Origin of the sequence: Streptomyces sp. ISL-96 (genome assembly GCF_018614035.1) — a bacterium.
Classification (GTDB): domain Bacteria; phylum Actinomycetota; class Actinomycetes; order Streptomycetales; family Streptomycetaceae; genus Streptomyces.
Genome location: NZ_JAGGPA010000041.1, coordinates 136,807 through 151,175, shown reverse-complemented (window position 1 = coordinate 151,175; position 14,369 = coordinate 136,807). Strand labels below are relative to the sequence as shown.

Below are 14,369 nucleotides of genomic sequence, written 5' to 3'. Positions count from 1 at the left end.
ACATGTCGATTACGGAATCAGCCAGAGGCCGTGCGGCCGCACTGTCCGCGCTGATAACAGTGGTCTCGGTGTGCGCCGGTGACGCGATCGCCCGCTCCTTCCCCTTCGGGCCGCGCACGCGCGCCGTCAACGACCTCGGCAACCAGTTCGTGCCGTACCACGCCCACCTGTGGGATGTCCTGCGCGGGCGTGCGGACGGCGGGGTCCTGATCAACTGGCAGTCCGGGTACGGCACGAGCTTCCTGCCCGACATCGGTACGTACGTCAGCAGCCCTTTCGCCCTGCTCGTCGCACTCTTCCCGCGCGACGAGACCGACCTCGCGGTTTACGTCATCACCGTGCTGAAGATGGCAGCGGCGGCGGCAGCGATGACAGTGCTGCTGCTCGTGCTGAGGGAGGGCGGGAGCCGGTGGTGGGCCGCGGGGCTGCTCGGGTCGTCGTACGCGCTGTGCGGGTGGGCGGTCACCGAGGCGGTCTACAACCCGATGTGGATGGACGGGCTCGTCGCGTTCCCGCTGCTGTGCCTGGTGGGGGAATGGGCGCGTACGGGACACCATCGCGTCCTGGGGCCGGTGATCGTGGCCGTGGCATGGGCCGCGAACTTCTACACGGCGTACATGGCGACGCTGGGCGCCGGCCTTGTTCTGCTGCTCCGGCTGCTGACCGACGGAGCCTCCACATCTGTACGGGAGCGGCTGGGCGTACTGCTGCGCGCCGCCTGCACCACGCTGCTCGGCATCGGCCTTGCGGCGCCGGTGCTGGCTGTCGTCTTCCTCGGGTCGACGCACGCCTACCCGGGCTGGAGGCGGGAGTTCGCGCCGGCGGGGTGGGCCGATGTGTTCGCGCGGGCGCTCCCGGCGACGTACGGCTTCTTCACGCCCGCGGTCTTTCTCGGCACGGGCACTCTGGTGCTCGCCGGCACGCTGCTCTTCAACCGGACGGCGCCCCGGCGCGAGAGACGGGCGTGGACGCTGCTCGTCGTCGCGGTGGCGGTGTCGATGCAGTGGGGGCCGACGCACCTGGTCTGGCACGTCTTCGCCACGCCGAACGGCAGCCCGTACCGGCAGACGTTCGTGCTGGCCGGCGTGCTGGTGATCGCGGCCTGGATCTCGCTCTCGTACGGCTGGCCGGGGCCGCAGGCGCTGCTGGGCGGGACGGGGGTGGTCGCGCTGCTTGCCTTGGGTGCGGCGACGAGCCCTCGGATCACCGCTTGGACATATCCGCTTGCCGTGGCGGGGGTGGCGGCGACGGTGGGCGGGGTGCTGCTGGCCATGCGGGCGGATGTTGCCGCTCCCGACAACCTGTCAGCCCCTCCGGCGTTTGAGGAGCGGGGTCTGGGGCGGAGCCCCAGTTTCGGGAAGGGGCGGGTAGGGGAAAGCCCCGCAGGGTCGCCCACCCCCCGCGCCGGGGCTCGCAGAGCGCTCGTGCTGAGCGCCGCGCTGCTGCTGATCGGCGCCCAGATCGCGCAAGCCACCGTCACCACCGCCTACGCCGACCGCCAGCGGCTCGCCAAGCTCGACGACTACGCGCCCTGGGGCGACCGGCAGCAGACCCAGGCGGACGCGGTGGCGGACGTCGACGGGTGGCCCGCCTACCGGACGGAGCCCGGCCGTGAACAGACCACCGCCAACGACCCGCTGACCGTGGGCGGCCAAGGCGCGGCGTACTACAGCAGCCACACCCCCGACGTCCTCACCCGCACGCTCGCCGCGCTCGGCGCCGGCTGGACGTCCAACGGCCGCGCCGTCCAAAGCCTCGACAACCCGGTGACCGACGCCCTCTTCTCCGTCGGCGCCCGCGTGCACATGCCACGCGACCCGCATCACAGCTGGTCACGGCCCGACGGCCGCAAGGTGAGGGTGACGCGCGCCGCGGTGCCGCAGCTGGTCACCGTGCGCCCGCCCGGCCCCGAACCGCGCTTCGGCGCCTCCCCCTTCCGCAACCAGGAGAAGCTCCTCGGCGCCCGCGTCTACACCCTCCCGCGCACCGCAGTGCGCACCGAACTACGCACCGAACTGCAAGCCGAACTGCGCGCCGCCACGCTGACCGCCGCCTGCCCCGCCCGCAGCGAGGTCTTCCTCTGGGCTCCCGGCTTCTCCGGTACGGCGAAGCTCGGCGGCAGCCACGGCCCCGGCGGTACGGAGAGCGAGCTGCGCGGCAGCATGCCCGCCCGGCGTGCCGCGATGCAGCCGCTCGGCACCGTCCCGGCCGACGGCCGGGTCTCGATCGCACTGAAGGGCGCCGGCGCGGGCGCGGCCGTCGGCAAGCTGCCGCGCCAGAGCGTCGGCTGCCTGGACCGCGACCGGCTGGCCACCGCCGTGGACCGCCTCCGGTCCACCGGCGCCACCTCCGTGCGCGTCACCGACAGTGGCGTACGGGCCACCCTGCCGCCCGGCGCGAGCGGAACCGCCGTCTTCGCCATGCCCCGCATCGCCGGCTGGAGCTGCCGCGCGGCCGGCGCGAAGGCCCGGCCGGCCGCCTCCCACCTGGGGCTGGTCGCCGTAGACCTGCCCGGCCGCGACAGCCGCACAACCACTGTGACCTGCGACTTCAGCCCCCCGGGCCTGCGCATCGGCACGCTCGCCGGCGGCCTGTCCCTCCTCGTCCTCGTCGCGGCGGGCATCCTGCCCCGGCTCCTGCCCCGACTGCCGTCACGGCGTCGCAGGAGCCACACGAAGACTTCACCCGAGGACCATCGGCTCGTGGCCCGCACGGCATGAGCCGCGGCGTACGGTCGGCCGCCTGCCCCCCCACTCACAGGACCGAAGCCAGAGGCGAACCGCATGCCATCTCTGCTGAGCAACCGGCTGACGAAGTGGGCCCTAAGCCCCGTCGCCGCGCTAGTCGACCAGCGCATCTCACGTCACACCGCGGGGCTCCGCCGTGAAGTCACCGAACTCCGGCGCAAACAGCACGGCATCGGCATGCTCCTCGACCGCACCGGCCGCGGCCAGCACCGGATGCCGACGCCCGAGCAGATCGACACGCTCGTGCGTGAGGTCGGCGCCGCGACGGACGCGGGCGAGCACGCCCGCCGCAACGTGACCGTCGCCTACCGCAATGTCGTGGCTCTGGAGGCGCTGGGCGTCGGCCGGATGGCGGGCGGCACATCCAACGTGTGCGGCAAGCTCGCCACCGTCCCGCTGCTCGCGCGGCCGCAGGGCAAGGACCGCGACGTACTCGAAGTACTCGAAATCGGCACCCTGCACGGGCTGTTCGCGGCCGCTCTGATGCGGATGCTGCACCGCACGGGCGTCGAGGCGACGCTGACGATCGTCGACCCGCTGGCGGGCTCGCAGCTCCAGCCGGGCACCTCCGACTACGAGGAGCCGACGGGGACCCCGGTGCGCGAGGACGTCGTACGGGCCAACCTGGCCCTCGGCGGCGGCCGTCCCGGCACCGGGGCGCGCATCCGGCAGGGGTTCTCGGGGGACCCGGAGGTACGGGCGGCGGTCTCCGACCGTGAGTACGGCGTGATCGTCATCGACGGCGACCACTCCTTCGAGGGCGTCCTCGCCGACCTGGAGTGGGCGGAAACGATCGCCGCGCCCGGTGGGGTCGTCGTCCTCGACGACTACGGCGACGGGCGCTGGCCCGGAGTCAAGAACGCCCTGGACAAGCACCTGGCGGGCGGCGACAGCCGGCTCACGATGGTCGGCCGGGTCGCCACCTCAGCCTTCCTGCGAGCACGCTGACCGACTCAGAGGTCCCGCATCCGCTGGTGGCGGTCGAGGGCTCGGCGGACGTCGGCCGGCAGCGGGTGGTACGGGCCGTACGCGCGCTCGGCGTCATAGAGCAGGCTCTGCAACTGGGCGTGGGCGGCCGCATGGTCCCCCATCGCCAGCAGCAGGTTCGCTATCCGGTGGCGGATGTCGAAGGCGCGGGCGGTGGCGTCGGTCGCGGTCGCCGCCGCCGGGCCGCCTCCCCCGTACTGGTTCTCGTAGTAGGGCAGCAGGCCGCGGTACTCGGCCAGGGCGGCGGCCGGTTCGCCCAGCTGCTCCAGGCACTGCGCCGCGTCGTACCGGAACTGGAGCGCCTGCGGGTCGGCCAGGCCGGACTCGGCGGCGCGGTCGTCGGCGAGGCGGCGGAGCTCGGGCAGGGCGCGGCGGTACTGGCCGTCGTCCAGCAGCGTCGCGGCGTACTGCTTGCGCAGGATACGGACGACCGGGGAGCGCTCGCCGTGCTGGGCGGCAGCCGCCGGGAGGATCCCGCCGAGGATGTCGACGGCCTGGGTGATGCGCCCTTCGCCGAGGAGTTGCTTGACCTCGTCCACGGCGCCCGCGACGTCCGGCTGCGCCTGCGCGGGGGTGGGCTGGGCGACGGGCGGGGTGGTGGCGCGGTCGGGCCAGGGGGCGTGCGGGCGCAGGAAGGGGCGGGTGGGGTCGAGCGGGCCCGACGGCACGCCACCGTGCGCGGGCAGCAGCGGGACCAGCGCCTCGTAGACCTCCTGGGCGGAGGACGGGCGGTGCTGCGGGTCCTTGGCGAGCAGCCGCAGGACCAGCGCTTCGAGCGGTTCGGGGATGTCCTGGCGCAGCTGTCGGACGGGAAGCGGCGGCTCGTACAGGTGACGGTGAAGGACACCGAGGACGGTCGACCCGGCGAAGGGGACGTTCCCGCTGAGCAGTTCATGCAGGAGGACGCCGAGCGCGTAGAGATCGGTGTACGGGCCGACCGCGCCGCCCATCGCCTGCTCGGGCGCCATGTAGGCGGGGCTGCCGATGGGCGAGCCGGTGTGGGTGAGGCGGGTGGTGTCGGTGTCGAGGACGGACGCGACGCCGAGGTCCAGGACGGTGACCGTGCCCTCGGGCTTGACCATGACGTTGCGCGGCTTGAGGTCGCGGTGGACGATCGGCACGGCGTGTACGGCGGACAGCACGGCGCAGAGCTGGGCGGCGACCGCGACGGCCCATCGCCAGGGGTACGGGTCGTGCTCGGCCAAGTGGTCGGCGAGGTCGGCGCCCTTGACGTACTGCATGACGAGGTAGAGGTCGTCGTCCTCGCTGCCGGCGTCGTGGACGGTGACCAGGCCCGGGTGGTCGACCTGCGCGGTGACGCGGCACTCGCGCACGAAGCGGCGGCGCATCTCGTCGGCCGCGGTGGCGGCGGCCATGCGGTCGGGGCGCAGCAGCTTCACGGCGACACGGCGGTCGAGGCGCTGGTCGTACGCCGTCCAGACCTGGCCCATGCCGCCCTGGCCGATGACGGTGGACAGCTCGTAACGCCCCGCGATGATCCGTCCGTTCACCGGTCCTGGTCACCCCGCTGGTCCTTGCGCAGGAGGTCGCTGAGCTCGTCGAGCTCGGCGCGGACCTGGTCCATGCGCTGGGGATTTTGCTGGGGCTGCGGCTGGGGCTGCGGCTGCGGCTCGTACGGCGTTTGGTGCAGGTGGGGGTGCCCGTGTGCCTGTGGTGGCTGTTGCGGAAGTGGGGTCGGCGCCGGGTTGACCACCGGGGTGCTCGCGTACGGGTTCGGGTAGCCGTACTGCGGCGGGGCGGCCTGCGTCTGCTGGACGTACGGCCCGTAGGGGGCGCGTGGGCCGGTGACGGCGTGCCCGCCGCCGCCGCTCGCCTGGAGCCGCGCGTAGTACCGGATGTCGAGTGTCAGGAAGTACCCGGCGGTCGCGGCTCCGAGGAGCAGGATGAACGACAGGGCTATGTCGGTCCTCACGTCGCCCTCAGGCAGCGTGCCGACGACGGCGAAGGCCGAGATCGCCACCGGGATGCTCGCCCAGGCGACCGCCCAGTCGAACCAGCGCCCGCGCAGGATCGCGATGCGGAACAGCGGAACGCAGGACAGAATGCCGCAGCTGAAGACGGCACAGAGGGGGAACAGCACACGCATGGTGATGACGACGCCGTCATTGCGGACTGGCGGCGTGTTGCCGGAGCCGTGCATGGCTGCTCCTGAAGACCTGGTGAACGTATGTGGGGACACTGGGGGCGGTATGCGCTTTGAGCGTATACACCGACACTGACAACGGCCCCCGGGTTGTACGGATCCACTGTGGCACGCCTCACCCCGCACTCACTCCGGTCGTACCGTCCCGTCCGTCAGGCCGTCGTACAGCCCCTGCACGAGTTGTTCGCCGAGCCGTCCCGCCCGCCGCAGCGCGTCCTCGAACTCGGCCAGGGTGCGGAAGCGTTCGCCGTACTGCCGCTGGTCGGCGAGCGGCAGCCGGGGCAGCTGGAGGCGGCGCACATCGAGCCGGGTCGAGGTGGAGGCGTAACTGCTGGCCTGCCGGTTGTTCGCGGTGCCGCGCAGGAAGCCCGCGAGGAACCAGGGGTCGAGGGCCGCCGGATCCGGGCGCAGCAGCTGGAGGCTGCGGCCCAGTGCGGCGCCCGCGGTGGCCTCGTCGACGACGCGCGCGACCGAGCCGCCGCCGAGCACGGGCACGACCACGTCGCCCACTGCCACCAGCACGGGGTCCTCCGCCGCACCTTCGGGGAGCGTGCCCGACGGCGCGCTTCCGGCGAGCACGTCCTGCTCGGTGAGGACGCGTTCCCCGGAACCGGCTCCGGCGCCGCCCGCGCGCAGCACGAGCGCGCCCGCCCTGGCGAGTTCGCCGACGGTGGTGGTGGGCCAGCGCGACGGCTGCGCGGACTCCCCGGTGGCGGGCGTGAGTTCGGCCGTCTGCCGCAGCGTGTCGGCCAGCTGCTCTCGTACGCGCGCGAGTTCGGCGGCGCCGCCGCCGGCGGCCGGGGGCGGCAGATGGCGGGCGGGGGCGAGGTCCACGTCGTCGTCGAGGAGCTGGATGACGGACACCGAACGGCTGACGCCCGGGCGTTCCTCGACGCTGCCGTCGCGGTCGAAGGTCTGCCAGGTGTCGAGGACGGTGGTGTGCAGGGCCGGCCAGTCAAGCTTGTCGCGGCCTGCGGCGGAGAGGTCGGCGGTGTCCACGAGGAGGAGTTCGTGGGAGGGCCGGCCCTCGGCTGCGGGCTTGCGCAGGACCCACAGGTGGAGCGGGATGCCGTACGGGGGTGCGGCGCCCGCGGGCAGCGAGACGACGGCGCGCAGGGCGCCGCGGCGCAGCAGGTCGGCGCGGATCCGGCGCCCGGAGCGGCGGGAGGCGGCGGCGGGCGGCATCAGGAGGACCGCGGTGCCGCCGTCGCGGAGGCGGGCGAGTGCGTGCTGGACCCAGGCGAGTTCGGATTCCGTACGGGCCGGGAAGCCGTACTCCCAGCGGGCGTCGTACGCCAGCTCGTCGTGGCCCCAGTTGCGTTCGTTGAACGGCGGGTGGCAGAGCACCGCGTCGGCGGCGAGCTGCGGGAAGGCGTCGGCACGCAGCGAGTCGGCGGCGGCCACCCGCACTTCGGTCGTGCCGGATTCGGTCTGCAGGGCGAGGCGCAGCGCGGCGAGGGCGGCCAGGTCGGGGTCGGCTTCCTGGCCGTGGAGGGCCCGCCCGTCCTGTACGGCGGTGGCCTGTGCGACGGCGCGCAGCAGTGTTCCGGTGCCACAGGCCGGGTCGAGGACGGTGCGGGGGCTGCCCGCGAGGGCGGCCATCAGGGCGGCGGGGCCCGGCGGGGTGAGCGTGTACTGGCGCGGGTTGGCGTCGAGGTGGCGGCCGAGCAGGAACTCGTACGTCTGGCGGGCCCCGAGCTCGGCGGCGAGCTCGGCGGTCGCGCGCAACAGGGGCACGGAGGGGCCGAGTTCGGGCGTGCCCGGGGTGTGAACGGCGCGCTGCGGGCCGAAGCGGGGGGCGAGGATCTCCTCCAGGGCGGGCGGCAGCAGGAAAGCGAGTTTCTCGTCGGAGACGGCTGAGAGCTGGAGCCACGCGGTCGGCCTGTCGCGTACGAGCAGCAGCACGCAGCCCGCGTGGATGAGGGCCGGGACGGCGCCTGCGGGGTGGCCGGCGAGTTGCTGCCAGACGCGCTCGCGCAGGGGCACCTCGGCGATTTTGCCCTGGTCGCGCAGCCACTGCTCGACCTCGGCGAGGGCGAACGAGGGGCTGGTCTCGGTGCCGCCCACGGGCTTGGGGAAGTCGGGATGCCGACGGCGCCAGTTGCTCACGGCGGCACGTCCGACCCCGGCGAGCCGGGCGATTCCGGCGGCGGTCACCTCTGCTGCGTTGTCCGACACCGGGTCGGCTCCCCTCGTACACCTGCGCCTGCTTGTGGCACCGAGCATACCCATGTGCGCAAGAGAGGCCGCTTCACGACGTGAATCGAAGTCCATGCGTGAATCGTGTTGACTCGGTTCACAAGCTCTGTTGTGATTACGTCATCGCAGCAGAACGGGGCGGCAAGGCAGTCCCGAACACACCTTGTCCGGAGGACATCCATGTCTCAGTACACGCAGCAGCCGCAGTTCCCGCAGGGTCCGACGCCTGCGGCACAGGCCCGCAACGGACTGGGCACCGCCGCCCTGATCCTCGGCATCATCGGCGCGCTGTCGGGTCTGATCCCGTTCCTGTTCTGGCTCGCCGGCATCCTCGGCGTCATCGCGCTGATCATGGGCCTGGCCGGCCGGGGCCGCGCCAAGCGCGGTGGAGCGACCAACAAGGGCGTCGCCCTGGCGGGCGCCATCCTGGGCCTGATCTCCCTGATCATGTCGGTGGTCGGCGCGGTCATCCTGTTCAAGGCCGTGGACGACGCGGTGGACGACATCAACAAGGCGACCAGCGGCTCGTCGGCGAGCAAGGAGCCGGGCGACAGCTCCTCAAAGGGCAAGGGCACGGGCACGGAGAAGGGGAAGAGCAAGGACAAGGGCGGCGAGTCGGGCACGGACTCCGAGACGCTGGCAGCCGGCGACTCGGCCGTCTACGACGACAAGCTCACCCTCACCGCGTCGGCCCCCGAGGCGTACTCCCCCGGTGAGTACGCGATCGGTCACACCAAGGGCAACAAGGCCTACAAGGTCACGGTCGTCATCGACAACGCCGGCAAGGAGAAGTTCGACGCCGCCCTCGTCACCGCCGAGGCCCGCGCCGGCAAGGACGGCGTGAAGGCCGAGCAGATCTTCGACGAGAAGGTCGGCGAGGTCTTCACCGGCACCGTCATGCCGGGCAAGAAGGCCACCGTGGTGTACGCCTTCGACACCCCGGCCGACGCCGAGAACCTGGTCGTCGAGATCTCCCCCGACTTCACCCACAACCCCTCGCAGTGGGACCTGAAGCTCTGATCACCAGCACCACCGAAGTACCGGGGGGGCCGTCCGAGGGGGACGGCCTCCCCAAGCCGCGTCAGCGGTCCCCTCCGCACTGAGCGAGCATCATGCGCTTGTCCGCAGCGGTCACCGGCATCCCGTACTTGAGGGCGACCTGGCCGAACCGGACGACGTACGCGCACCGGATCGCCTTGTTCGGCGGGAGCCAGGACGCCGGACCCGAATCGCTCTTGGCCGAGTTGGTGCGCCCGTCCACGGGAAGCAGATTCAGCACATCGTTTATGTCGGCACCCGTAACTGTCTCACCGAGCTCCCAGTTATGTAGGCGTTCAGCTTGTCTCATACGGGGAGGGTGGCGTGCGCGTGACGGACTCTGGAGAAGCCGACGCCGATTCGGACGCGATGGTGCTGCTGCACAGGACCACGGCAGGCGGGACGTCCCCCGCCGATCCGCTCCCCTTCGACGGAGACTCGGTGCTCCGACGAGCCGGTGCTGACGACGGCAGGCCGTTCATCCTCGGCCCGGACGGGAGCTACGACCGCGACCTGAACCGCTTCCTGCGCGACCTGGAGAGCTGGGGCGTGCGGGCGGAGAACAGCCGGATCGCGTACAGCACCGACGTCATGCTCTACTGCCGCTTCCTCCACGAGTCGCGTGCCGGCAAGTCGATCTGGGACACGGATGGCGCCGATCTTCGCGCGTACAAGTCCGTACGGCTGCGCGGCGACGGCCCGGGCAAGGTGTCCGCGGCGACCTGGAACCGTTCCATCGCGGCGCTCGACAAGTGGGTGCAGTGGTCGCTGTACGAGGAACTGCTGCCTGCCGAGCCGTTCCGGTACATCGACAAGACCGTGATCTCTCCGCAGGGGCCGAAGCGGGTACGGGTCAACGCCGACGCCGAGCCCGAGGTGCCCCGGCAACCGATCCGGTTCCTGTCGCACGAGGACTTCATGCTCTGGCGGGACGTCGGCCTGAGGGGGCTGCTGCCGAACGGCTCCCCGGACTCCAGGTGGCGGGGGCGCAACGGCGAACGCAATGCCCTCTTCGCCGACCTCCTGATCTGCACCGGCATGCGTCTGGGCGAGGCGGCCGGCCTTCTGACAGCGGAACTGCCACCGGTCACCCGCAGACGTGTGATCGGCGACATCACCGTCCCGGCCGCCGTGGCGAAGCGCAACAAGGCACGGACGGTGTACGCACGCCCCCGGGTAGTACGCGACCTGCACCACTACCTCGCCATCGAGCGTGACGAACTGGTGCAGCGGCGGCGTGCCGAGGGCATGTACGAGGCGTATACGGACCGGTTGCCGGTGCGCCGGGCGAACCGCCACGCGCTGGCGGTCGAGGGCGGCACCACCTGGTCGTACTCGCGGATCGGTACAGCGGACCGGGTGCGGCTCGTGCAGGTCGACGGTCAGGGGTCGGCGGTTGGGCCCCTGTGGCTGTGGCTGGGCGAGAACGGTCTGCCGCTGCGGAGCGGTACCTGGCAGTCGGTCTTCCGGCGGGCGAACGAGCGATGTGCGGGCTTCGGGCTGGACTTCGACGTCCACCCGCACACCCTGCGGCATTCCTTCGCGGTGCACATGCTTGGCCTGCTGCTGCGGCAGACCGTCCGGGCGCTCGGCATGCGGGAGGACCGACGGTTCACGCACGCCGAGGTGAAGCGCCTGCTCATCGGCAATCCTCTGCGCAAGCTCCAACTTCTGCTCGGCCACCGTCACGAGGCGACGGTCTACACCTATCTGGACGTGCTGGACGACGCCCAGGAGATCGTGTTGGCGGCTCTCGACGACTGGGACGAACAGGCCGCCGCCATCGAGCAGATCCGCCTGGACGCGGAGGAGGAGCGGTGAGCCCGCGCCGCGTCCGCTTTCCCTCCGCTGTCGACACCCCTGCGGCAGCGGACCCCGTACCGTCGATCGGCCCGGTCGTCTTCACCGTGGATCTGAACGGGAGCCCCGAACATATCGACCTGTCCGGGCTCCCGTGCCCGCGCCTCACCCGGGCCCTCGCCACCGCCTTCGCCGAGGTCATCAGCAGTCCCGGCACCCTACGTCTCCGCAGTGGCGTCCGCTATGTCGCCAAACGGGTCCGGGAGTTCATCGACTTCACCGCTGCGGCTCTCCCTGATTCCGCCGCTGACCTGCGTCTGAGTGACCTGGAGCCCGATCTCCTGGACGCTTTCGAGCTGCACCTGATCGCTCAGTACGAAGAGGCGAGCAAGGAGCCGTACCTCGCCATGACGTACCTCGTGCGGCTGCTGAAGCAGGTCCACGAGGCTCACCCGGACGCCTTCGACGCCGCGTTCCATGCCCGCCTGGGGTACACCTCGGCATCGGCCAACAGGGCGACGAAGCCGCTCGACGCGTATCCGTTCCCCGTGCTCGACGCCCTGGAGAGTGCGGCCCGGGATGACGTCGCCCGGATTCGCGACCGGATTCTGGAAGGCGAGAGACTCGCCGCCACCGGCCGCGATCCGCATCAACACGGCTGGGACCGGCTGGAGAACGTGCTGTGGCACATCCTGAATCACGGCCCGCTGACCGCTGACGACATCTCGTACAAGGTCTTGCGTCCCTTGGGCGGCAGGAAGGAACTCAACGGCCGCCTCTACCTCACTGCCCTGGACCTGGTGCCCTTCCTTCTGCTGCTGGCCTGCCAGACGGGCATGGAACCCGAGTGCATCCGGCAGTTGCGGTCCGACTGCCTGGCAAGCCCTGCACGCGGTTACGTGAGCGTCGCCTACGTCAAGAGACGCGCGGCGGGCGCCGCACACAAGACGGTCAGGGTCGCCGACGGCGGCTCCCTGCGCTTTCCCGGTGGCGTGATCCGACTGGCTCTGCGTCTGACGAAGCGGACCCGCGAGCTGATCGGAACCGATGCGCTGTGGTGCGATGTCACCGCGGCCGGGCAGCCTCGCGCGCCCTTCGACAGCCTCTACGGATGGTCGGCCTTCACCCAGGAATGGATGGCCAGACACGGGCTCGACAACCTCACCGACCGCGGCGGCCTGCCGGTCGCCCTCGATCTGCGCCGGGTCCGCAAGACCGTCAAGTCCCGGCAGTACCTGCGCGCCGGCGGAGCACTGGCGGACTTCGCCTCGGGCCACACCCGGCCGGTCGCGGCGAAGCACTACGCGGACATCGACGCCCACAGCGAGACACACGAGCAGGCGGTGGAGGCCGGCCTCGCGCAGGCGCTCGGTGCCGCGCTGGCTCCGCCGGTGGTGCTGTCCGACGACGGCGACCGCCTGGACGACGGTGAGTCCGAGCTGAGCGAGCAGGAGATCGAGTCCGCGCTGTCCGGCGAACGGGACGTGTGGCTCGCCTCCTGCCGCGACTTCTTCGCCTCCCCGTTCGCGCGCAAGCCGGGTGCTGCCTGCCCGGTCCCGGCCTGGGGCTGCCTGGAGTGCCCGAACGCCGTGTTCACCAGCCGCCATCTGCCCAGCCTGCTGTCCTTCCTGGACTTCCTGGAGCGGCAGCGCGAGGAGTACCCGGCCACCGAGTGGAGCGCGCGGTTCGGGCTCGCGTGGGACCGCGTCGTCCACGGTGTCCGGGCCCGCTTCAGTACCCGCCAGATCGCCACGGCCCAGACCATCGCCGAGGCCGACGGCAACCGATTGCTCCTGCCCGCGTCGTTCCTGGAGGTCATCGCATGACTGCCGCCCCGAGGACCGAAGCGGAGCAACCGGGCCCGTCATCGTCCGAGAAGTACGTACTGCCGAAACGGCTCACGGTCGGCCTGCCGAGCCGGGGCCCGCTCCTCACCGACGACATCTGGGACCTGCGGTGTGTGCTTCCCCGTACCTGGCGGACCTGGCGGCTCGACTTCACACAGGTCAGTGATCCGGTGATGCGACGCACGGCGAAGGAGTATGTCGCTTCCCGCCTCCGCCGGGGATCACTGGGACTGGGCCCGCTCAAAGCCACTGCGGCGGCCGGAGAGCTCCGCTCCTTCACCGCCATCGTCAAGGATCTGCGGGAGGCGGGCGCCCCGCGGCTGTCCGACGTGGACCGCACCCACCTGGACACCGTGCTGAAGAAGTGGAAGGGCAGTCCGCACACCGCCACCCGTAACGTCGCCCTCCTCAAGCACCTTTCGGCGCACGGGCCGTTCCTGTCCGAGGACAGGCTGAACGTCCTTCCCTGGAACGGGCGTAGCGCCTACGGCGTCGTCGGAGTGCGGCGGGCCAGAGGCGAGAACATCACGCCCCGCATCCCCGAGGAGGTCCTCACGCCCCTGCTCAGGGCTGCAGTGTTCTACGTCGAGACGGCATGCCTGGACATCCTCGCCGCACAGCGTGAAGTCGCGGCCCTCGATGCGGCGCGCGAGGGCCAGACCCTGGGGCACGACCAGGCACGAGCGCGTGTGCTCGCCTTCATCGCCGCACGCCGGACCGCTGGGCGCGGTATCCCTGCTGTCCCCCTCGGCAAAGCGCACACCGTTCCACGCGCCATGGTTGTCAACAGCGTGATCCAAGCCCCCAACCACACTCTGGTGTCGCTCCTCGCCGGCTGCGGACGCGCCAGCCACCTGCGGTCTCTGTTGGCTGAGGCGGGCGAAGAGATGGGTTTCGAGGACGGCGGGCTCGATACACCGATGTCGGTGTGGCCGGGCACCGGCATTGCATGGCGGCCACGGCTGAGCCCTTTCACTCTGGCCAACGAGCTCTCGTTCCTGCGCACCGCGTGCTGGATCGTCATCGCCTACCTGTCGGGGATGCGGGACGCAGAAGTGCGTGAGCTGGGCCGCGACTGCACGATCACCGAACCAGGAGCCGACGGACGGCCCCGGTACAAGATTCGCGGCAGGGTCTACAAGGGCAAGGGGCGCAAGCTCGACGGGGAAGAAGCCGAGTGGGTGGTACTGAACGTCGTCCACCAGGCCGTTGCCGTACTGCGGGAGATCAACGACGATCCCGGCCACCTCTTCGGCTACGACGGTGGCGGACGCAACGGCCACGTCCTGCTGAGCAACATGCCCCGGCGTATCCGGGCCTTCCGGGACCACCTCAACGAGCTGTTCAGCACGTCGGACGGACTCTATGTGCCCGTGCCCTCCACGTCCCCGGAGAACGACGCCTCGTCCCCGGAGGAGACCTCCCTGGAAGCTGAGGACACCGCGGAGTCCACCACGCTCCCCTGGGCCTTCGACACGCGCCAGTTCCGCCGCATTGTCTCCGCTTAGTTTCCGTGTGGCGATTGACATCAACTGGGCTGGTGGCCTGGGGGTTTGGGCTTTGCGCTTAGCTGTGTGGTGTTTCTAC

Annotated in this window: 9 protein-coding genes and 1 pseudogene; 6 read left to right on the top strand and 4 right to left on the bottom strand. The window is 71.3% G+C overall.

The genetic code is table 11. The annotated features are described in order from the left end of the window. The first annotated feature begins 2 nt into the window (after positions 1–2). Together J7E96_RS25535 and J7E96_RS25530 are read left to right on the top strand one after the other, a co-directional pair. Positions 3–2,720: a YfhO family protein gene (locus J7E96_RS25535; RefSeq protein WP_215134201.1), complete on the top strand. Its 2,718-nt coding sequence runs from the start codon at positions 3–5 to the stop codon at positions 2,718–2,720. A gap of 63 nt (positions 2,721–2,783) precedes the next feature. Further along, positions 2,784–3,695 carry a class I SAM-dependent methyltransferase gene (locus J7E96_RS25530; RefSeq protein ID WP_215134199.1) on the top strand — a complete coding sequence of 304 codons (912 nt, stop codon included), beginning with the start codon at positions 2,784–2,786 and terminating at the stop codon, positions 3,693–3,695. Between the two features lie 5 nt (positions 3,696–3,700). On the opposite strand, the gene J7E96_RS25525 is transcribed toward J7E96_RS25530, so the two are convergent. The 3 genes from J7E96_RS25525 to J7E96_RS25515 form a co-directional block, all read right to left on the bottom strand. Further along, complete coding sequence (locus tag J7E96_RS25525) at positions 3,701–5,245, bottom strand: serine/threonine-protein kinase (RefSeq protein WP_215134197.1); 1,545 nt, start codon at positions 5,243–5,245, stop codon at positions 3,701–3,703. Then, positions 5,242–5,895 (bottom strand): hypothetical protein, encoded by a 654-nt coding sequence (locus J7E96_RS25520; protein WP_215134195.1) that lies wholly within the window; start codon positions 5,893–5,895, stop codon positions 5,242–5,244. The genes J7E96_RS25525 and J7E96_RS25520 overlap by 4 nt, the downstream gene beginning before the upstream one ends. A 129-nt stretch (positions 5,896–6,024) precedes the next feature. Next, positions 6,025–8,076 carry an N-6 DNA methylase gene (locus tag J7E96_RS25515; RefSeq protein WP_308296132.1) on the bottom strand — a complete coding sequence of 684 codons (2,052 nt, stop codon included), beginning with the start codon at positions 8,074–8,076 and terminating at the stop codon, positions 6,025–6,027. Positions 8,077–8,277: 201 nt separating this feature from the next. Between J7E96_RS25515 and J7E96_RS25510 the strand changes: the two genes are divergently transcribed. Continuing rightward, positions 8,278–9,117, top strand: coding sequence for a DUF4190 domain-containing protein (locus J7E96_RS25510; RefSeq protein ID WP_215134193.1), 840 nt, complete (start codon positions 8,278–8,280; stop codon positions 9,115–9,117). A 61-nt stretch (positions 9,118–9,178) separates the two neighbouring features. On the opposite strand, the pseudogene J7E96_RS25505 reads toward J7E96_RS25510, so the two are convergent. Further along, positions 9,179–9,382 (bottom strand): annotated as a pseudogene (locus J7E96_RS25505) (DUF1524 domain-containing protein); the annotation flags it as partial. An 83-nt stretch (positions 9,383–9,465) separates the two neighbouring features. On the opposite strand from J7E96_RS25505, the gene J7E96_RS25500 reads away from it, so the two are divergent. Genes J7E96_RS25500 through J7E96_RS25490 form a run of 3 tightly spaced genes read left to right on the top strand, consistent with a single transcriptional unit; the run spans position 9,466 to position 14,290 of the window. Beyond that, positions 9,466–10,956, top strand: a complete 1,491-nt coding sequence (locus J7E96_RS25500; protein WP_215134191.1) for a tyrosine-type recombinase/integrase — start codon at positions 9,466–9,468, stop codon at positions 10,954–10,956. Continuing rightward, positions 10,953–12,761, top strand: coding sequence for a hypothetical protein (locus tag J7E96_RS25495; RefSeq protein WP_215134189.1), 1,809 nt, complete (start codon positions 10,953–10,955; stop codon positions 12,759–12,761). Before J7E96_RS25500 ends, J7E96_RS25495 begins: the two co-directional genes overlap by 4 nt. Continuing rightward, the gene (locus J7E96_RS25490; protein ID WP_215134187.1) at positions 12,758–14,290 is read left to right on the top strand and encodes a hypothetical protein; all 1,533 of its coding nucleotides are present in this window, start codon (positions 12,758–12,760) and stop codon (positions 14,288–14,290) included. The genes J7E96_RS25495 and J7E96_RS25490 overlap by 4 nt, the downstream gene beginning before the upstream one ends. The last annotated feature ends 79 nt before the right edge of the window (positions 14,291–14,369 follow it).